The organism is Limnothrix sp. FACHB-1083 (assembly GCF_014696485.1).
Taxonomy (GTDB): Bacteria; Cyanobacteriota; Cyanobacteriia; order CACIAM-69d; family CACIAM-69d; genus CACIAM-69d.
On record NZ_JACJQD010000011.1, the window covers coordinates 69,662 to 88,315 of the forward strand.

General features: G+C 55.0%; 14 protein-coding genes. 5 read left to right on the plus strand and 9 right to left on the minus strand.

What is annotated here, in order from left to right; all coding sequences use genetic code 11:
- Positions 1–62 precede the first annotated feature (62 nt).
- From H6F46_RS14545 to H6F46_RS14555, 3 genes are all read right to left on the minus strand, one after another.
- Positions 63–1,562 carry a TAXI family TRAP transporter solute-binding subunit gene (locus H6F46_RS14545; RefSeq protein ID WP_190355487.1) on the minus strand — a complete coding sequence of 500 codons (1,500 nt, stop codon included), beginning with the start codon at positions 1,560–1,562 and terminating at the stop codon, positions 63–65.
- Positions 1,563–2,062: 500 nt separating this feature from the next.
- Positions 2,063–2,941, minus strand: coding sequence for a hypothetical protein (locus H6F46_RS14550; protein ID WP_190355488.1), 879 nt, complete (start codon positions 2,939–2,941; stop codon positions 2,063–2,065).
- Positions 2,942–3,215: 274 nt separating this feature from the next.
- The gene (locus H6F46_RS14555) at positions 3,216–3,800 is read right to left on the minus strand and encodes a hypothetical protein (protein ID WP_099533307.1); all 585 of its coding nucleotides are present in this window, start codon (positions 3,798–3,800) and stop codon (positions 3,216–3,218) included.
- Positions 3,801–4,302: 502 nt separating this feature from the next.
- Here H6F46_RS14555 and H6F46_RS14560 point away from each other — a divergent pair.
- From H6F46_RS14560 to H6F46_RS14570, 3 genes are all read left to right on the plus strand, one after another.
- Entirely contained in the window at positions 4,303–5,601 is a 1,299-nt protein-coding gene (locus tag H6F46_RS14560; protein WP_242027978.1) for an FAD-binding oxidoreductase, read from the plus strand.
- Between the two features lie 93 nt (positions 5,602–5,694).
- Complete coding sequence (locus tag H6F46_RS14565) at positions 5,695–7,098, plus strand: (Fe-S)-binding protein (protein WP_190355490.1); 1,404 nt, start codon at positions 5,695–5,697, stop codon at positions 7,096–7,098.
- Positions 7,099–7,155: 57 nt separating this feature from the next.
- Positions 7,156–7,827 (plus strand): Uma2 family endonuclease, encoded by a 672-nt coding sequence (locus H6F46_RS14570; protein WP_199291585.1) that lies wholly within the window; start codon positions 7,156–7,158, stop codon positions 7,825–7,827.
- Between the two features lie 4 nt (positions 7,828–7,831).
- On the opposite strand, the gene H6F46_RS14575 is transcribed toward H6F46_RS14570, so the two are convergent.
- The 6 genes from H6F46_RS14575 to H6F46_RS14600 all read right to left on the minus strand — a co-directional run bounded on the left by H6F46_RS14575 (position 7,832) and on the right by H6F46_RS14600 (position 16,378).
- Complete coding sequence (locus H6F46_RS14575; RefSeq protein WP_190355492.1) at positions 7,832–8,425, minus strand: Uma2 family endonuclease; 594 nt, start codon at positions 8,423–8,425, stop codon at positions 7,832–7,834.
- Between the two features lie 138 nt (positions 8,426–8,563).
- Entirely contained in the window at positions 8,564–11,005 is a 2,442-nt protein-coding gene (locus H6F46_RS14580) for a hypothetical protein (protein ID WP_190355493.1), read from the minus strand.
- The gene (locus H6F46_RS14585) at positions 10,983–11,369 is read right to left on the minus strand and encodes a DUF4346 domain-containing protein (RefSeq protein ID WP_099533300.1); all 387 of its coding nucleotides are present in this window, start codon (positions 11,367–11,369) and stop codon (positions 10,983–10,985) included. The genes H6F46_RS14580 and H6F46_RS14585 overlap by 23 nt, the downstream gene beginning before the upstream one ends.
- Positions 11,370–11,426: 57 nt before the next feature.
- Positions 11,427–12,551, minus strand: a complete 1,125-nt coding sequence (locus tag H6F46_RS14590; RefSeq protein WP_190355494.1) for a CO2 hydration protein — start codon at positions 12,549–12,551, stop codon at positions 11,427–11,429.
- Between the two features lie 313 nt (positions 12,552–12,864).
- A complete protein-coding gene (locus tag H6F46_RS14595; protein WP_099533313.1) occupies positions 12,865–14,376 on the minus strand; it encodes an NADH-quinone oxidoreductase subunit M in 1,512 nt (503 codons plus the stop codon).
- 148 nt (positions 14,377–14,524) lie between these two features.
- Positions 14,525–16,378 (minus strand): NAD(P)H-quinone oxidoreductase subunit F, encoded by a 1,854-nt coding sequence (locus tag H6F46_RS14600; RefSeq protein WP_190355540.1) that lies wholly within the window; start codon positions 16,376–16,378, stop codon positions 14,525–14,527.
- Between the two features lie 944 nt (positions 16,379–17,322).
- On the opposite strand from H6F46_RS14600, the gene H6F46_RS14605 reads away from it, so the two are divergent.
- Together H6F46_RS14605 and H6F46_RS14610 are read left to right on the plus strand one after the other, a co-directional pair.
- Complete coding sequence (locus H6F46_RS14605; RefSeq protein WP_099533298.1) at positions 17,323–17,631, plus strand: carbon dioxide-concentrating mechanism protein CcmK; 309 nt, start codon at positions 17,323–17,325, stop codon at positions 17,629–17,631.
- Positions 17,632–18,102: 471 nt separating this feature from the next.
- Positions 18,103–18,438: a EutN/CcmL family microcompartment protein gene (locus H6F46_RS14610; protein WP_099533297.1), complete on the plus strand. Its 336-nt coding sequence runs from the start codon at positions 18,103–18,105 to the stop codon at positions 18,436–18,438.
- The last annotated feature ends 216 nt before the right edge of the window (positions 18,439–18,654 follow it).

An 18,654-nucleotide genomic window follows, 5' to 3' on the forward strand; every position in this document is an offset into this window, starting at 1 on the left:
CATCCACGATCCTCAATTTTAGTGACCCAGAAGCCAGCGACTTGGCCGCTGGCTCCCGAAACCTATGACATGGCTGGGGTTTCCGGTTCATGGGACTTGGCTTGCAAAACCGCCAACGCCCATTGCCGGAATTGCAGATAGGTCATCAGTTCGATCGTGCCGGAGAGCAACATTTGCGAGTAGCGATCTTCCAATTCCTGCAACCGCTGAACCGCCACCGATAGCGGCATATTCAGCAATGCTTCGGAATCGTCCAGCAGGTTCACCGTTTCGCTGAGGGTTTGGCGGTCTTCCTGCTCAATCAGCGCCTGGCAACTTTGGAGATAGAGCTGAACGGGGCGATCGATCTCCTCGTAGGTTTCCGGTGACAGATTGCCGTCAATGAACATCAACCGATAGCGCTCTGCCAAATCTTGGGCCGCTGCCAGGGCTGCCTTGGTTTTGTTGCCATGAACTTCCTTAATTTCGGTCAAGGCTTGGCGACTGCTTTTCACCAACTGGCGCGATCGGCGCGATCGCAGCCAAGTGACCAACAACCCCGCCGCACTGCTCAAGCCCAAAACCAGCAAATATTCCTGAACAACCTGGTTTTCTTCAATGAACCGCAGCCAAGCCGATCGGGGATCCCCTTTTTCATAGGTTTCTGTCGCGTCCGGAGCCATATAAACCCCACCCCGTTGCAACAGGCCAGCCGGATCACCATCGGCCAATTCTGGATAAAAGCTGGCATATTGACGCGCCGTGGCCAAAATCGACCAAGCCATTAGGCCCACTTGGTCGGCGGGGGCATCGCCTCGGGCCATCAAGCCAATTCCCGTGGACAAGACCGGCAAATCCTGGGGCGGCTCGGGGCGCAGGGGGTCATAGGTTCCGGCGGGAATCACCGAAGAGCGATAGGACTCAGGGAAGCGCACCGCCAGGTGATTGGTAATGGAGGGGGGAATTTCCAGCAAACGCAGGGGCGGATCGCTGGTAATGGCATTTTGAATGATGCTGCTGGATCCCAAGGGGCCCACGTAGGCCACCATATCCAGCTCTCCGGCCTTCAACTTAGCCAGGCCTTCCTTCAGGGGAGGCGCACTGGTGATCACTCGCAAGCCGCTGCGGGTCAAGATTTGGGTGGTGGTGAAGTTGGTGCCGCTGCCCTGAATCCCGATCGCCACCCGTTTGCCGTTGATGTCGGTCAGGGTTTTGAAGGGAGAGTCGGCCCGCACCAACAAATGCAGATATTCATGACCCAAAATGGCGACGGTTTCCACCTGGCCACTGCGCAACAAATCGCGGGAAACGTCGAGTTGGGCGAGGGCAAAATCAACCCGACCTTGCACCAGGCGATCGAGGTTATCGCGGGAACCATTGGAGTTTTTGTCGTCGGTCAGCTTCAGGCTCACGATTCGATCGGTCGATCGCCCCAATTGCTCGCTAATCAGGTCATAGCCCACACCGGCCTTGCCCGCAGAAATCGAGACCGTGTTTTTGGACTGGCCGCAACCGCCAACCCCAATCACCCCCACAATCACCAGCGACACCAAGCCCCAGCCCCGTTGTTTGAGCTTCACCATCAAAAATCCCCCGGCAAATTCCCAAAATACTAAACCATACGTCCAAAATTATGCGTCCAAAATTATGTATCCAAGAAATATGCGCTTACACCATATATCTAAATAGTTCGATCTAAAAACATTCAACCTAAAAATATTTAACCTAAAAATATTCAACCAGAATACAGCCTTTACCTAAGATAATTGGCACGCCATATCGCAGATACTATGAAGTAACGATTCGGTGGGCATTGCCCACCCTACGGGCTACGGGTCACTGAAAATATTCAATCAAAATATAAACAAAAAGCGGGACTACCCTGGGTCATGTCATGAATTAGGATCATGATTCCAGCTTAGCAGCCCCGTTGTTTGAGTGTCGTTTTTTAAACGCTTTAGCGACTGGGATTTGGACAACGTTGAATTAGGTGATTTTTAACCAAGTGATTGTTGATCAGATGATTAATAAAATCTAGCCAATAATCAATCGTTGTTTGAATTCAGCCAATCCAGTTCAAGCGCTAAATTTCAGCATAGGCGCGATCGATCAGGCGCTTGGCAACCGTTTGGACACCCGTGTGATAGTAATAATTGGTGCTCATGTCCAAAAATGCACCAACATAATCCAGCTTGTCATCGGCAATATCCACAAACCCTTGTAGGTGTTGCAGGATGGTTTGGGGACTGAGACCGCGATCGCTCACAAAGTTCCCCATCCAGCTCGAAACCGAGTTGAACGCTTGGCCAACAAATGCCACCTTGTCAGTGCCCGGAATCATCTTTTGAATATTCCGGAAAGCCTCGTTTTCTTCCAGGCTGGATTGGGTGGCGCTGCCGATCCAATCGCCGGCCGCTTTGATGAAGTTCGGGCCCAAGGGCACTAAGCCATCCAAGCAAACCATGGCGGCCATCCGCATTTTGGATTCCCCGCCGTAGTCGGCCAAGGAACCCAAAAAGTCGCCAATGCTGTCGCCAGGAATGCCATTAATTTGGCAATAGGCCAGCAGTTCCACCACAATTTTCATTCCCAAATCGATCGCTTGGGCCTTTTCGGGTTTGGGGGTCAAATTTTGCAAAAAGCCCAAAAACGAAATATCTTGCCCCACCTTATTGGCCATGGCAGCCGTGCCCAAGGCACTTGCGGCCGTGTCCACGGTTTGATAGAGCCAAACGGCGCGTTGATAGCCCTCGCCTTCGTCGTTGTAAAGCTCGATCGCCCGATCTTTGATTTGGGAAATTAAGCCCGGATCGTCTTCGCCCGTGACGGTTTTGATCGTGCGATCGAACCCAATCAAGTTGTCCCACTCGCCGGGAACCACAAAATCCAACGCATTCAGAACCGTGATGGTCATGCCGCTGGTGGGCAATTCATCAACCAATTGCACAATGGATTTACCCATGAATTTTGATCCTCACTAAGACACAGGGTTTCCAAACAAGAAACAAACAACAAGCTCAACCGAAACTGGGCAAGGGCTAGACTCAAGCTAATAGCGTGACTGTTTTAGATCGTGGGGGCAAGGTTTCGGAATCAGTCGTTATAACAATGGGCTTAATCCCATTGCTGCCTAATGGTTAGGCAACGGTGATAGCTATTTGACCTGATCGATCAAAATTAGCTTGCCACGCTACTAAGTCCAAACTAAGCGCCAATTTGGAAAATAGAAAAGCCAACTACTTCAAACGGGCCAAGCCTGAGAGATTAAATTTCTCAATCCAGTCTTCCCGATCGCTTGGTTTGAGCGTCGTAGACTGCACCTTCACCTGATAGCGATCGCCCACCAAGACAGCCGTTTGATTTTTGCCCACTTGAACGGCAGGATAGCCGTCAATGTCATCATCGCTGCTTTGGAATTTGCTGAGACCGCTCGCATTGTTCGCCAAGTCATTAATCGACAACTTGGCCACTTCTTCGCCCGATTTCTTCAGCTTGGCTTCCGCAAATCCTTTCTTTTCCTGTTGGAAAACCAGGCTGTAGCCATCGCTAGTTTTCGGGAAATACTTATTCAGCTTGCCACCCGCCACTGGCTTTTTATCAATGGGCGAGGGGCTGACGCTGGGGCTGGGTTTGGGCGATCGACGATTGGAACCACGATCGGTGGACTGATCACCGGAGCGATCGACCACCGTGGTTGACGTGGGACTGGGAGCCGGGCCGCGATCGCTGCGATCGTTGAGGGCCACACAACCGCCCACCACCAGCAACAGGGTCAAAACAGCACCCGCCAGCCAACGACCGGCCTTAGACGGCGCATTCATGGGCAAATTTCCTTATCATGAGGGTTTGGTCACTTGTTTTCCAGTCTAGGCAGCGTTTTTCATCACCGGACAGATGTGCCCACCGCCCGAGAAGATGGGTTCACCACACTTGGCAGCGATCGGCGCAAGCAGGGGAATTGAATTTGGATCGAATTGGCCTCGGGATCCATCTAACTAGTCCAATTAGTCCAATTAATCCAATCGATTACATTCGATCAATTCAGTAAATAATTTAAGAATTGGTTAATGATCGATGGGGACTTGATGGGCGATCGACCCGATCGCTCCGGTGCGGAACGGTTGCTGGGGACAGCAAAACGGCAACCTTGAAGAATGATGGATTTTGCTCCATCGTCCCTGACCTTCTGGAAATTTCGGCGTTTTTTAAGGCTAAATTTAACCCGTTGCCTGGGGTGAATTCTAGAAACTCTGATCAAAGCATTTTCAATGCATTTCAAGGTATTTCAAATCAATTGCTGATTGTCTTGAGGTTGGGCCCGTGATGCGTGCGATCGATCCAAACGATCTGAATGATCCCAATGATTTAAATGATTTATTAGATCCATCGATCGATCAGTTAATTGCTCGATCGATCGGCCAGTTGGCTCGCCCGGCGGTGATGCCCGAGTCGATCGAGCAGTTGACCGAGGTGATGGCGGCCTGTGCGGCCCAACGCCAGCCGATCGCCCCCTTCGGCAGCGGCAGCAAGCTAGCTTGGGGCGATGTTCCAAAAGGATCGGTGTTACCCGTGGGATTGGGCCGGCTCGATCGCCTGGTGATGCATGACGAGGCGGACTTGGTGGCCACCGTGGAAGCGGGGATGAAACTGCGGGATCTGCAAGCGGCCTTGGCTCCCTCGGGTCAGTGGTTGCCGATCGACCCGGCCTTTGCGGAAACGGCTACCCTGGGCGGCATTGTGGCCACGGCCGATACGGGTTCCCTGCGCCAACGCTACGGCGGCATTCGGGATTTGCTGTTGGGTTTGTCGATCGTCCGCTGGGATGGGCAAATCGCCAAAGCTGGTGGCCGCGTGGTCAAAAACGTGGCGGGCTATGACCTGATGAAGCTATTCACCGGCTCCTTTGGCACGCTGGGTTTGCTGGCGACCCTGACCGTGCGCACTTACCCGATTCCCGAACAGTGCCAAACCCTGTTGCTGTGGGGCGATCGCCCGGCCCTGGCCCAGGCGGCCCAAGTCCTCCGCAATTCCACCCTCACCCCGATCGCCCTGGATTGGGTTTGGGGTAACCCGGCCCTGCCGGAGCGGGCGGTGGGCTTGGCCCTGCGGTTTGGCAGCGTGGCCCCCAGCGTGGCGGAACAGGTACGCCGCTCGATCGCCCTGGCCGAGCAGTTGGGCTTGCAATCCCGGGTGTTGAGCGAACCGGAGGAGGCGGACTTTTGGCAGGCCAGCCGCGCCGCCAGCACCACTCCCACAGCCGATCGCCCGATCACGCTCAAGTTTGGTGCATTGCCCACGGCGGCCCCGGCCCTACTCGATCGCCTGGCCAGCGGCCCGATCAGTCAAGGCCAAATCCACGCCAGCAGCGGCCTCGGTTGGGCCAGCTTCGGGGCGATCGAGGGCGACTGGCTGCGGACTTCCCGTTGGATTCGGCAATTGCGCACCGCCTGCGAAGCGGAACAGGGATTTTTGACGCTGCTGCAAGTGCCCGCTGAACTGATCCATCAGTTTAAGCAATCGGATCGCTGGGGCGATTGCGGTTCTGCCCTGGCCCTAATGGGGAAAATAAAACAGCAGTTCGATCCGCACCAGCTCCTGAATCCCGGCCGATTCGTGGTTTAGCAACCGATTATGGAGGGCGCACGGCGGTGCGCCCCTACGGTTTGTTCACGGTTTGTTCATTGCCATCGCCCATTGGTTTCACCCCACCGACCCATGCAAACGAGCGATCGCCCGATTCCCGCCAAAGAGAGCAACTTTCTGGCCCAAAACCCCCACTTGGGTGAATTGGCCGCCGGTCAGCGATCGGGCTTTGACCCCGACTCGCCGCCCGATCCCAAGCTGCTCGATTCCTGTGTCCATTGCGGGTTTTGCCTTTCGACCTGCCCCAGCTACCGCGTGCTGGGCAAGGAAACCGACTCGCCCCGCGGCCGCATCTATCTGATGGATGCGATCAACGAAGGCACGGCCCAGCTCGATCGCACCACCGCCCAACATTTCGACACCTGCTTGGGTTGCCTGGCCTGCGTCACCACCTGCCCGTCCGGGGTGAAATATGACCAACTGATCAGCGCCACCCGGCCCCAGGTGGAGCGCAACGTGCCCCGATCGCTCCCGGAACAGGCCCTGCGAACGCTGATTTTCCAGGTTTTTCCCTATCCCGATCGCCTGAAACTGTTGATGCCGTTCCTGTTGCTCTATCAACAGTCGGGCTTGCAAACCCTGGTGCGATCGACCGGCCTGCTCAAAAAATGGCTGCCCAACCTGGCGGCCATGGAAGAAATTTTGCCGCGCCTGAGCTGGGACACCCTCAACCGCGACTTTCCCGAAACCATTCCCGCCCAAGGAACCCAGCGCTATCGGGTGGGGATGATTCTCGGTTGTGTGCAGCGCACCCTCTTTAGCGGGGTGAATGCCGCCACCCTGCGGGCCCTGACGGCCAACGGTTGCGAGGTGGTGATTCCGCCCAGCCAGGGTTGCTGCTCGGCCCTGCCCGCCCACCAGGGCCAAACCAACCAGGCCCAGGCGATCGCCCGCCAGATGATCGATGCCTTCGCGGCCACCAATGTGGATTACATCATCATCAACGCCGCCGGTTGTGGGCACACGCTCAAGGAATATCACCACATCCTGCAAGACGATCCGCAATACCGCGATCGGTCCGTCGCCTTTGTGGAAAAAGTGCGCGACATCCACGAATTTTTCGCGGAAGTGGGTTGGATTGCGCCGCTCCAGCCGATCTCCCCGGAGCCGGTGACGCTGGTTTATCACGACGCTTGCCACCTATTGCATGGCCAAAAAATCAGCGCCCCACCCCGCGACCTGCTGCGGCAAATTCCCGGCGTGACCCTGCGCGAGCCGATCGATTCGCAACTCTGCTGCGGCAGTGCCGGGATCTACAACCTGCTGCAACCGGAAATTGCCGACGAGCTGGGTGAACTGAAGGTGCAAAACCTGACCAACACGGGAGCCGACGCGATCGCCTCGCCCAATCCGGGCTGTTCGTTGCAAATTCAAAAACACCTGGGATTGCAGGGCAAAACCGTGCCCGTGCTACACCCGATCGAACTGCTCGATCGCGCCATGCGGGGTGAAGCATTACCCAAGGGCGATCGCTAGACTGGGTTTCATCCCATCTCAATAAGCCAGCCTGTCAGTCCGGCCATGATTGATGCCATGGATTCCCGCTATCTGTCTCCCGCAGAGTTTCTCGCTTGGGAAGCACAACAACCATGGCGGCATGAATACCTCAACGGTCGAGTCTATGCCCGGGCTGATAGCACGCTGGATCACAACACGATCACGACGAATTTTGCCATTGCGCTGAAGCGTCACCTACGAGGTAAATCCTGTGGAGCATTCATCAGTGAAGTGCAGGTGCATGTTTCCGAAAAAGGGCCCTATTTCTATCCCGATTTGGTGGTGACTGGCGATCCTCGGGATTTTCGATCGCGCCAAGCCATTCAATATCCCTGCTTGATTGCGGAGGTCTTGTCGCCCGAAACTGCTGAGTTCGATCGCGACCCAAAGTTTCAGCAATACGCGCGGATGGAATCCCTCAAGGAATATGTGTTGATTAGCAGCGATCGCCCGGCTCTCGATCGCTACTATCGGTCCGAGGATGCTGCCCCGAATTGCTGGGAACTGACCCGTTATGGGGCAACTGAGTTTAATCCCAAGGCGATCGATTTCGATCAGCAACAGCGCTTACTAGCTGAAATTTCCTTTGTACTCCAAAGCCTGAACTTCAACAGCACTTTGGCGATGATCTATGAGGAAGTTCGGTTCGATCGCAATCTAGACAATGCGTCTGAGTTGGCTTCGGTGTCTGATGATTCAGCCCTTTAAGGCATTAATCAACCTTGGCTGCTTGCCAAATTTGCTCAACCATCAGGCGTGGTGATGGGTTGAATTGAGCCAAGGTTGGCGACAGAATTAACCCAGACGCATCTTGTGAAATTTCATCGTAAAACCCTTCTTGTAATTGCAGAATGGTTAAGCGATTTTCGAGGGGATCCACAATCCAATATTCAAGAATGCCCGCTGCGGCATATTCCGATCGCTTGTACCGGTAATCCCGCCCGATCGAATCGAGGCTGACAATTTCCACAGCGAGCAAGGGCGGCGTTTCAAAAACTGCCGATCGCCCCGCTAATTCCTGCACCTGCTCCCGTTGCACAACGCATAAGTCCACCACGCGCGATCGCCTAAATCCCGTTCTGACACCAATTTCGGCAAATACCATCCAAGGTAGGTTGTTTTGACCAATTACCTGGCGAAGATAGTCACTTAAAAACTGAGCAATCAAAAAGTGCTCGATTCTGGGTGGATTCATGGGAATTAGTTCACCATCCACTAATTCATAACGAACATCACTGGCTGAGTCATCGGCTTGATGATTCAGATAGTCCTCAAAGGTCAAGAGGCGATCGCGAGTTGTAACCATCGAGTTCTGTCCTGATGTTGGCTATTTTGGTTCTTGTTTGAAATCTTGATTCCATTAAAGTTCGAGATAGCTTGGGATTTTGTCTGATCGTGATTTGGGCTAGTGATTATTGTGATTTTAAGTAACTTGAATTGACAATTATTCAATTGCTAAATGCTGGAAAGTTAACGCGATCGGGCGGTTGCCAGCCGCAGGAATTTGATCGCGCAGAATGATGGATTGTTCATAAACCAAGCATAGCTGACTCCTGCCGGCCGGTAGGGCGATCGGTAAGTTCAAATCCAGGGCTTGGTTACGGGATAAAAGCTCACTGCGCCACAGGAGTTGATCATCTAAAAAGATGCTGAGTTGCTGATTGGTCACAGGAACTGTCGCTTGAATTTTGAGCTGTCGAGTTTGAGACTGATCGCTCTGCAAATCCAGGACGGTCATGGGGGCCAAACCCCAGCGTTGACCTTGGCGATTGCGATCTAACCCGCCGCGAATTTCCACACCGCGCACGGTTCCGAACTGCACGAGGTCTAGCTCCGGCACGGCGGTTTTCAGGGGGGTGGCTTCCGGATCCAGGCGATCGCGATTGGCAGGATCCGGGCTGACGGGGGCTGGGTCGAGAAAGGGCGAAAAACGCAACAGTCGCGCCTGATCCAAATCAACTAGGCCTTGCCAGGGGGCTGGTTTGGGAATAAACACCACACGCCCCATGCCCGGCACGGTGGTTTGGGCGATCGGGTGGCCCAATTGGGCATAAAACTCCCTTTCACATCCCCGGGCCAGGCGATCGACATAGAGATTAATGCCCGCAAAATCGCCTAATTGGAAGAATCGCCGAAAAAACTCCCATTCGTCCCTGCGAAAACAGCGGCGCTGGCGTTGGGTTTGGTTTAAATCCGGATGATCGGGCAGGGCCAAATATTGCCAACCGGCTTCGAGGTAGGGGGTGAGCTGGCTGGGGTGCAATCGCCCCAAGTATTGCCCCACGGTGGCTTTGTGGTGAAACCGGCTGAGGGCGTGGGTGCTGGGATGATGGGCAAAAAAAGGGCAGGTGCCATCGCCACTGCCCACGCCGTTTCCCCCTGTTACGCAAAAGGGCCAGTCCAAAACAGCCGTGCCTGGCTGCTGGGCCACCAGGGCCATGTAGGGCTGAAAGCTGGGGTCTAGGGGTTGTGCGCGGGGTTTGAGGCCATAGCCGCCGATTAAGTCCAGCAAGCAGATGCCTGCTACGGCCAAGGCGGCCCAGCGGTTCCATTGTCGCGTTCGGGCCGATCGGCTTGCATCCGGCTGCCAACCCAGGCTGCATAGGGCCAGGGCGATTGGGAAGACCACCGTACCCCGTCCGGCCACGCGATTAAACGAAAACCAGGGAAACCACTGCAAAATCGGTAAATCCCAGGGGCGATAGGCGATTAAACAGCCCATCAGCAAACCGAGGGGCACAAAAGCCGCCCACCAGCGCCGCCGTTGCCAGCAGCCGATCGCCCCCGCCAGCAACAACCCCCAGCCAACCACCCCATCAAAATCTGTTTCTAGGGGACTGGGCAGCACGGCTCGCCACCAGCCGGCCGCCGCGATCGGGTTGATTTGCGGCCAATAGGGGGCCAAAAGGCGCAGGGGATGGGCAAACCAAGCGCGATCAAAGGTGTTGCTCCAGTCCAACTCCTTGGCTAACTGCACGATGGGAATCACCGGCAGCAGATATAACCAAGCGGCCCAAATGATGAGGGCGATCAATCCCCACTCGATCGGGCGGAAGGGTGGCCAGCCATAAATCCAATAGCCAAGCCGGAGCTGCCAATCTGGGTTCTTTGCGTCTTGGTGGGCATCGGCGGCCAGCTCAATTGCTTGGGTTCGCCACCGCCACCACCTCACCGCCAACATCCATCCCCCCGACAGCACCAGCGACAGCAGCCCAAACCCCGCCACATAGCCCAAGTCCTGGCCCAAGCTCAGGAGCACCAACGCCCCGCGCCCCAGCCACCAGGCCCGCCCGATCGCCCGGCCCTGCACAAATCGCCACACCAACACAAAATCCGTGGCCAGGCTCAGACCCAGCCAATGGACGATCGCCATGTTGCTGTGAAACGGAAACTTACAAATCAGGGCGTAGATGTTCAAAAACACCGCCCCGATCGCCGTTAAAATTGCCCGCCGTTCCCCAAAGTCCGGCTGCAAAATTCGCGCGATGCCAAAGAGGGCGATCGCCACCGACAGCAGAAAATATAGCTTCAGCCAAGGGCCCGCCCCGCCCAGACTGAAAAGCAAGGCATAGAACAAATCTCGCTCCAGACCCCAGGCCTGGAGAGCCACTTGCCCCCCGTAGGGATAAAACGCCCGATCGCTGACTAAATCGATATGCGGCAGGGGCCACCAGTGCCAATGCTCCCGCACATAAAATCCCATCGCTTCCCAGAGATCCGTGTCCCCCGCTCCCACCACCGGGAGCCAGGGCTGGGGCCCCAAAATCAAAACCCCCAGCAGACCATACAACAGCGCCGCCAACCACCACCCCTGAGGATGTTGTGTTCGGGCGCTGCGCCAGGCCGCTGCCAGGGCCTTGGTCTTAGTCTTGAATATATTCCGCACCGGTGGCCAAAGCCTGTTCTGCACGCATGAACTCTCGGCCTAAATAAGCCGCATGATCCAGCATTGAAACCGGTATCGGCTGGGTTTGTTCGAGCAATTTCACACAGAGTTCCTTGGCGGTGCGTCCGGTATAGAGGGCCTCGGCCGTGCGCGGAACAGAACCCTTCGCCGGAATCACCTTGCCGGTGACCGGATCCGTGGCCAAGCCCCGATCGTTAATCACGGTGCTGTAGTGCTTGGCGCAAATTAAGGCCTGTTCCCGATCGAGGTAGATCACGAAATAGCCAGCCGGGTCAAGGTCTAAAGGCCGTTTGGATAATTCATCGTCGATCGCCTGGCGTGTTTCCACAGAATTGAGGGTCATATCAACTGACATATTGACGGGTAGATGAATGGATCAATTATCAGATGAATTTGATGCCTAATCACGGTTCACATTGCCAAGCTGCGACGAAATAAACCGATCCATCCAACCATTCAAGTAGGCAATATTAGCCGATTGATGGGCCGGGTCAACCGACTCCAGGGGATGGGGAGCCAAGCCACGCAGAGCCGCCGTGGTGACACAATACATGGACTTTTGAAATGATTGGCAAATTTTCACCAATAAATCGTCTTCATGGCGCAGGCTATTTTCATAGAATTGGTGCAAATAATCGGGCACAAAATGCCGCATGTCCTGCATCAGGAGAGTCGGCGGAATGCCTGCGCCGCCCACGGGCAACGGGTCAGCGTAGAGCGCACCATAGGCAAAATCGCCCTGTTCGGTGGGAATGCGGGCCGCTTGGGCATTGTAGGAAATCGTGCCGCTGAAGGGGGTTCCTCGGAAAAAGACCGCCTCCACGTAGGGCACAGCCGCATCCATCAGGAAGGTCATCTTGGCCGATCGGGGCACAATGTCATAGGTCACCCCGCCCAATTCCACGGCATATTCAATGGGGGAATTGGCCCCCGCCACCAGACCATCTTGGATATGTTGAACCACCTGGGGAATGGTGGTGATTTTGCGGCGATCGTACTGATCTGAAAGGCTCATGAACATGTCGCTCATGATTCGCCAAAATTGCCCCAAGGCTCGGTAATAGGCTAATTGCCGCACTTGTTCTAGCAAAAACTCAGGAAAGAGCTGATCCATTCCCAAGACGATCGGGTTTTTGGCAAAACGGGCCCGAATCGCTTTTTTGGCAAGGGCAATAAATTCTGGTGAATCTAGATAGTTATCATATCGGCCGCCCCCATGCCAGAACATAGCCTTCATGCAATATTCGGCATATTCAAAATTGATTCGATCGTGCCGCCAATGTTTCAGTAACTTCGGTAGCGAAATTTCGCCATTAAAGTATTTAAAAAATGGAAAAAATCGCAAAAACTGATGCAGAGCAATATAGTTTAGGTTGTTAGAATAGGCATCTAAAACAATGCCATAGCTATGCAAAATGCCCACCACTTCCAGTACGTTGCTGGGGCTGTCTTTCAGCATGGCTTCCCCTTGCAAGAGCCGCTCGATCGTGCTGTTTAGGGGATGGGTGGCAGTCATAGAGAGCATGGGTTGAAAACCTTAAGCTGGGGCAATGGTGTTGAAGTTCGCAGCTTGAATTCACAGCTTGAATTTGCGGTTTAAATTCGTGGCTTGAATTCATAGCTTGAATTCGCAGTTTGAATTCACAGTTTGGGAACTGACAGTTCTAATGATCGGGTCTGATGATGGTCTGATTACTGATGATGATCTGATTATATGAGGATCCCAAAGGAGCAATCAGAATCGGCCGGCGGTTGGTGATGTTCGTGCCCGATCGCGGGGTGATGACGGGCGATCGGGCAGTGCCAAGCCCTGAAACGGGGCCTGAAGCGGTGATTATTTAGGGACTGTGATGGGCCGCTAGGGCGATCGCGGTGGTGACCGGCTCGCTCCAGTAGGCTAGCCAACTGGGTTGCAGACCAAACAGGGCGATCGGGACAGCCAAGGCAATGGCCGGGGCTCGATCGAGCCAACTCACCGAGGGCAAATTGGCCACCCGCTCCGTCAGCCGCCCAAAAAACGACTGATTCAGCAAAATCAGGAAATAGACCGCCGTTAGCCCCGTGCCAACCATGCAGAGCAAGGTATAGATCGGATAGGTGGGGAAGCTGCCTCGGAAGATCAAAAACTCCGCAATGAAGCCCGCCATTCCGGGAATGCCACTGCTGGCCATCACCCCCAACACCATCAACGACCCCACCACCGGCAACCCCCGTTGGGGATTAAACAACCCGCTGAGGGCGCTCAGTTGGCGAGTACCCACCTTTTTATAAACAATCCCCACCAGCAGAAACAACAGGCCAGAAATCAAGCCATGGGCCACCATCTGAAATTCCGCACCCATGAGGCTGACGGGGGTGGCCGCTGCCGCCGCCAGCAAAATAAAGCCCATGTGCCCCACGGAACTGTAGGCGACCAGGCGTTTCATGTCCCCATTGGCGATGCCTTCGGAAATGGCGGCAAAGGAACCATAGAGCACGCTCACCACGGCCCAGGCGGCCATCCAAGGTGCAATTTGGGTCCAGGCTTCGGGGAACATGCCCAACCCAAACCGGATTAAGCCATAGGTTCCCAGCTTCAGCAGCACACCGGCTAGCAGAACGGAGATGGGCGTGGAGGCTTCCACGTGGGCATCGGGCAGCCAGGTGTGCAGAGGAACCAGGGGAATTTTGATGCCAAAGCCCACCACGAGCAGCGCCAGCAGCAAGAGTTGGGACGCGGCGGGCAAGAGGGATTCGGGGGCGGTGGCTTGGGCGATCGCAAATTCCCGCAGGGGTTCATAGCCAAAGGTGCTGAAACCGGCGGCGCTGGCTAATCCTAGGAAGGCGGCCAAGATCAAAATTCCAGAAACGGCCGTGTAGATCAAAAATTTGGTGGCCGCATAGCCGCGCCGGGCCCCGCCCCAAATGGCAATTAGGAAATAGAGCGGGATGAGTTCTAGTTCATAGAACAGGAAGAACAGCAGCAGGTCTTGTGCTAGGAAAGCTCCATAGACACCGCTGGTGAGCAACAACAGCAGGCTGTAGTAAAACCGGGGGCGGTTGATGGCTTCGTTAGTGCTGAAGATGGCGATGCCGACCAGCATGGTGTTGAGCACCACCAGCGGGAAGGACAGGCCATCAATGGCGAGGCTGTAGCTGAGGCCGAGTCGATCGATCCAGGGGAAGGATTCAACCAGGGACAGGCGATCGGTGCCGGGGTCAAACTGGGTCACGATCACCCCGGTAATAATTGTCAGGCCAATCCAGTTCAAGATGGCCGCCTGGCGGGCCTGGGTGGCGTTGACTTTGCCGGGCCAAAGGGCGATCGCGATCGCTCCGACAATGGGAATCCAAACCAACAAACTCAGCAGCACAGTTTTTGCCTCTCTGTCTCAGCCATCAATCATCAGCAACCAATCATCTATCTCAGCCATCAATCAGCCGTTTACTTGCCCGTGGCTCGCCCGTGACTTGCCTGCTATTCGCTTCTGAATCTTCCGTTTCTTGCCCACTGGGTTCCTAGAACCACAGTTGCGCCAAAGACCATCCAGCCAAAACGACCATCATGCTGACGCTGATCAGCACCACCAAAACGTAGCCTTGGGATTGGCCAGAGGTGCTATATTTCAAGCCCTCGCCACCAAATAGGGCCGCTACCCCGACCAAATTCACCAGGCCGTCAATGACGTAGCGATCGATCCAGGCCGTGAACCGGGCCGCCGCCCCGACCACGAGGGCAATGGTAAACCGATAGATTCGATCGATATAAAAGTCGTAGGCCAACAAATCTTGTAGGGCTGGAATCGGCAACTTCACCGGCCGCGCCACAACCCCAAAGCTATAGATGGCAATCCCGATCGCCGCGCCCAGGGCCGCCGAAGTCACCAGGGCGATCGTTTCTGTGATCGGAAATTGCAGCATTCCCACTCGGGTTAACAGCAGTTGCCACCGCTCCAACATCAAGGGAACCAACAGGGTCAGGACGATCGAGGACACGATCGGCACGGCCATGGTCCAGCCCACCTCCGGGGCCCGGCGAGTTTTGGGTTGTGTGGAGCCACCAAACACCAGCCCAAACACCCGGGTCAAATTCAGTGCTGTCAAGCCATTCACCAACAAGACCACCGCGATCGACCAACTGGGCATGGCTGGCTCACTGAGCCACCGCTCCATGGCCCAAAAGGATCCCAAGGGCAACAGGGCGACCATCCCCATGGAGCCAGCCACAAAAGCCATAGTCGAAACGGGCATTTTTGACCACAGGCCGCCCATTTGGGTCATATCTTGGGTGCTGGTGTTCAGAATGACACCGCCAATGCTGGTGAACAGAGCCGCCTTCGCGATCGCATGGGTCAGCAGCAACAGCAACGCCACATCCGTTTGTTGCAACCCCACCGCAATGAACACCAACCCCAGATAGGCGCTGGTGGTGTGGGACAGGGCCCGCTTCAGGTCAATTTGGGCAATTCCCACCAACGAAGCCCCGATCGCCGTCATGGTTCCCAAGGCAATGGGAATCGCCGACCCCAAGGGCGACAGGGCCAACACCGGAGCCAGCTTAATCAGCACATAGGCTCCACAGGCCACCACGATCGAATTCCGCATCAGGGAAGCTGGATTGGGCCCTTCCATGGCTTCGTCTAGCCACAGGTGCAGCGGAAATTGGGCACATTTGCCCGTGGGCCCCGCAATGAGGGCGATCGCTAGCAAACCCGCTTGCCAGTCCGTTAACTGAGCCGTTTGGGCCCAATCCGCCAAGTCCGAAAAATTCAAACTGCCGCTGAGGGTCGAAAGGGCCAATGTCCCCATCAGCAGCAAAATATCCCCCACCCGCTTGGTCAGAAAAGCATCGCGGGCCCCTGTAACGGCCAAGGGCTGTGCATACCAATAGCCCACGATCAGATAGGTGGAAAGGGTCAGCATTTCCAGCAAGCAATAGCTCAACAGCAAAGAATCGCTGATCGCTAAGCCGCTCATGGCCCCTTCAAAAAAGCCCATCATGGCGAAGAACCGCGCTAAGCCCCAGTCCTTTTCCAGGTAACCCAGAGAGTAGACCTGTGCCACCAAACTCAGCCCCGTGACCAGCTCCATGGCCCCCAAACTGACCGGCGAAACCTCCAAGACAAAGGAGAGCTTGAAATCCGCCACCTCCAGCCAATTAAAACTGAGGTATTGCGCCTCCTGGCCCCAAAACTCCCGAAACAGCCAACCGCCGTGGATGGCGGCCAAAATCGTCATCAATAGGTTGATGTAGGCGGCGGGCCGGGGCCCCGTGCGTCGGATGGTTCCCGTGGCCCAAGGCAGGGTCATCAACGCCCCAATCAAGCCATAGGCCGGCACAAGCCAGACGGTTTGCACCAGCCATTGAGTCAGAGGGGGTAAGGCGGTCATGGGCGATCGCGTTCAAGGTAAGGGTGAACAGGAAAATTTAAAAAGGCGCAAAAAGGCGCAATCAGGCGAAAAAGACAGCAATAGCCAGCAATAGAGCTAAAAACAATCAGGCGCGAAACCGACGGCAAGTTGGCCGGCCATCGTTAAGCCTAGCAAGGGATTGGATCGGTTTTGATCCTCTACGATCCTCAGTTTGGCATCCCCTGTAGCTGGGTTCGTGCCGCTGCCAAGGGAATTGCGCCCGGGGCGATCGGGTATTTTGACCCCATGGTCTAGTCGAGCAACTTCAGTTGTTCGGTTAGGGCCGGAATCCCTACGCCTTTAGGCTGGGGAGGATATCAACGTTGAAGACGATGATCCAATGTTTTTGATCATTTCATGCAAAGGTCATGCAAAGGCGTTGATGGGATGCCTTGGGCAATCGAGATCAACTTTGCAATTCCTTTGCAGGGGGATTAATTTTTCTGATTTTCTGATAAGCGAACGAGGGCTTAACCGCAAGTTATCAAAACGATTGAGATTAAAAAAGCTGATTGGGGACGCTTTTCACTACACTAGGGAATAGGCAAACTAGTTAGTAAAGCGTTCATTCCTGCCCAGGTAGCAATCCGTAACGAATCGTTGCGGGGCGAATTGCCTTAGGTGCTGCCCCCTGTAGCCTAATGCTTAGGGAGCCGTAACTAGGCTTGGGAAGTTCGTCAACGCTATTCTGCGGGGGAATCGCGGGTTTAGTGGGTTTTTTTACGAAAACCCGCGTTCTATCGTGCGTATTATTTCCAATTCTTGAGAAATAATGGCTAGCGCCAGATCCCCAAGGGGGGTACGATAAATGCCGCGATCGCACTAGCGCAGGGACGATCGTCCTTGGAAACAACCAAGGCGTTCTACAACATTCGCGTTTACGACACAACATAAGGAGTTCGGCAATGCCTATTGCAGTCGGAATGATTGAAACCCGTGGTTTTCCCGCCGTTGTGGAAGCCGCTGATGCGATGGTGAAGGCCGCTCGGGTGACCTTGGTGGGCTACGAGAAGATTGGTAGCGCCCGCGTGACCGTGATCGTCCGTGGCGATGTGTCGGAAGTGCAAGCTTCCGTGGCCGCTGGCGTGGAATCCGTGCGCCGCGTGAACGGTGGTGAAGTGGTTTCGACCCACATCATTGCTCGTCCCCACGAAAACCTGGAGTATGTGCTGCCGATCCGCTACACCGAGGCAGTGCAACAGTTCTCGGAATAGTCATCCAAGCGCGAAGTTGGCTGCGTTAGGCTTTGACGCAATTTCAGCGGGCAGCAGTTTTTAAGCGATCGAGCATGAGAATCAGTCGTCTCCATCAGCGGGCAAACCCCAGGGGACTGGGGAGCTTAAACCATTGGTGTTGAGATCAAGGTTCCGAATGCGCTGGCATGACGCGATCGCCCTATCGAAATTGGTTAAGACCTAACTTCATCCAACGGGCCAAAAATTTTTGTTTGGGTCTGATAACGACTCGATCGCACTGTCGGTTAGTCAGTGCTTGTCCCGATATTCCGAAACAATGCAATTTATTGAATTGCAAAGCGTTTTTAGAACTTTCTGATCGAGGCGATCGCTTCGATCAGGTCAGTGGCTAAAACGGATAGGAGTGTTGAGGGTGAGTCCTCGTAAAAAAAGCTTCAAAGTGCCTGTTGTTTTCGCGATCGTTCACAGTGCTGGTTTGAATCAGTTGCTATGCAAATTGCACGGGTCTGCGGCACGGTGGTTAGCACCCAAAAGGAACCCAGCCTACGGGGTGTGAAGTTTCTGTTAGTGCAGTTGGTCGATGCGGCTGGTCAGCTCACGCCGAAATATGAGGTGGTGGCTGACGGGGTGGGGGCTGGCATGGATGAATGGGTGCTGGTGGCCCGGGGCAGTGCTGCTCGTCAAGTGGAGGGGGGCGAAGGTCGTCCAATTGACGCGGCGGCCATTGCGATCATCGACACCGTGAGCGCTGAGAATATGCGCTTGTACAGCAAGAGTGATGAAGACCGGCTGCTGTTGCCCAATAATGCCCGGTTGCCGAATTAGGGTCACCAGTGCGGAGTTGCCAGGAATGGTCTAGGGACTTACTTCTAGGTCTGTTCTAGGGATTTGCAATTAAGGGTGGCTAATGGCAATGGGGACTCATGGCAGCTTGGGTGAATGGCAACTGAAGTGCGGCGATCTAGTGATCAGGTCAACTCAATGGAGTCACTTGATCATCTAAATCAACGACATGGAAGGCAGCCAGTTCGGCCCTGCCAG

What these genes read in the sequence shown, in the direction of transcription:
- H6F46_RS14560 (WP_242027978.1), top strand. Translation starts at nt 4,303, where the DNA reads ATGCGTGCGATCGATCCAAACGATCTGAATGATCCCAATGATTTAAAT.
- H6F46_RS14585 (WP_099533300.1), bottom strand. Translation starts at nt 11,369, where the DNA reads ATGACCCTCAATTCTGTGGAAACACGCCAGGCGATCGACGATGAATTA.
- H6F46_RS14565 (WP_190355490.1), top strand. Translation starts at nt 5,695, where the DNA reads ATGCAAACGAGCGATCGCCCGATTCCCGCCAAAGAGAGCAACTTTCTG.
- H6F46_RS14570 (WP_199291585.1), top strand. Translation starts at nt 7,156, where the DNA reads ATGGATTCCCGCTATCTGTCTCCCGCAGAGTTTCTCGCTTGGGAAGCA.
- H6F46_RS14550 (WP_190355488.1), bottom strand. Translation starts at nt 2,941, where the DNA reads ATGGGTAAATCCATTGTGCAATTGGTTGATGAATTGCCCACCAGCGGC.
- H6F46_RS14555 (WP_099533307.1), bottom strand. Translation starts at nt 3,800, where the DNA reads ATGAATGCGCCGTCTAAGGCCGGTCGTTGGCTGGCGGGTGCTGTTTTG.
- H6F46_RS14605 (WP_099533298.1), top strand. Translation starts at nt 17,323, where the DNA reads ATGCCTATTGCAGTCGGAATGATTGAAACCCGTGGTTTTCCCGCCGTT.
- H6F46_RS14575 (WP_190355492.1), bottom strand. Translation starts at nt 8,425, where the DNA reads ATGGTTACAACTCGCGATCGCCTCTTGACCTTTGAGGACTATCTGAAT.
- H6F46_RS14610 (WP_099533297.1), top strand. Translation starts at nt 18,103, where the DNA reads ATGCAAATTGCACGGGTCTGCGGCACGGTGGTTAGCACCCAAAAGGAA.
- H6F46_RS14545 (WP_190355487.1), bottom strand. Translation starts at nt 1,562, where the DNA reads ATGGTGAAGCTCAAACAACGGGGCTGGGGCTTGGTGTCGCTGGTGATT.
- H6F46_RS14590 (WP_190355494.1), bottom strand. Translation starts at nt 12,551, where the DNA reads ATGCTCTCTATGACTGCCACCCATCCCCTAAACAGCACGATCGAGCGG.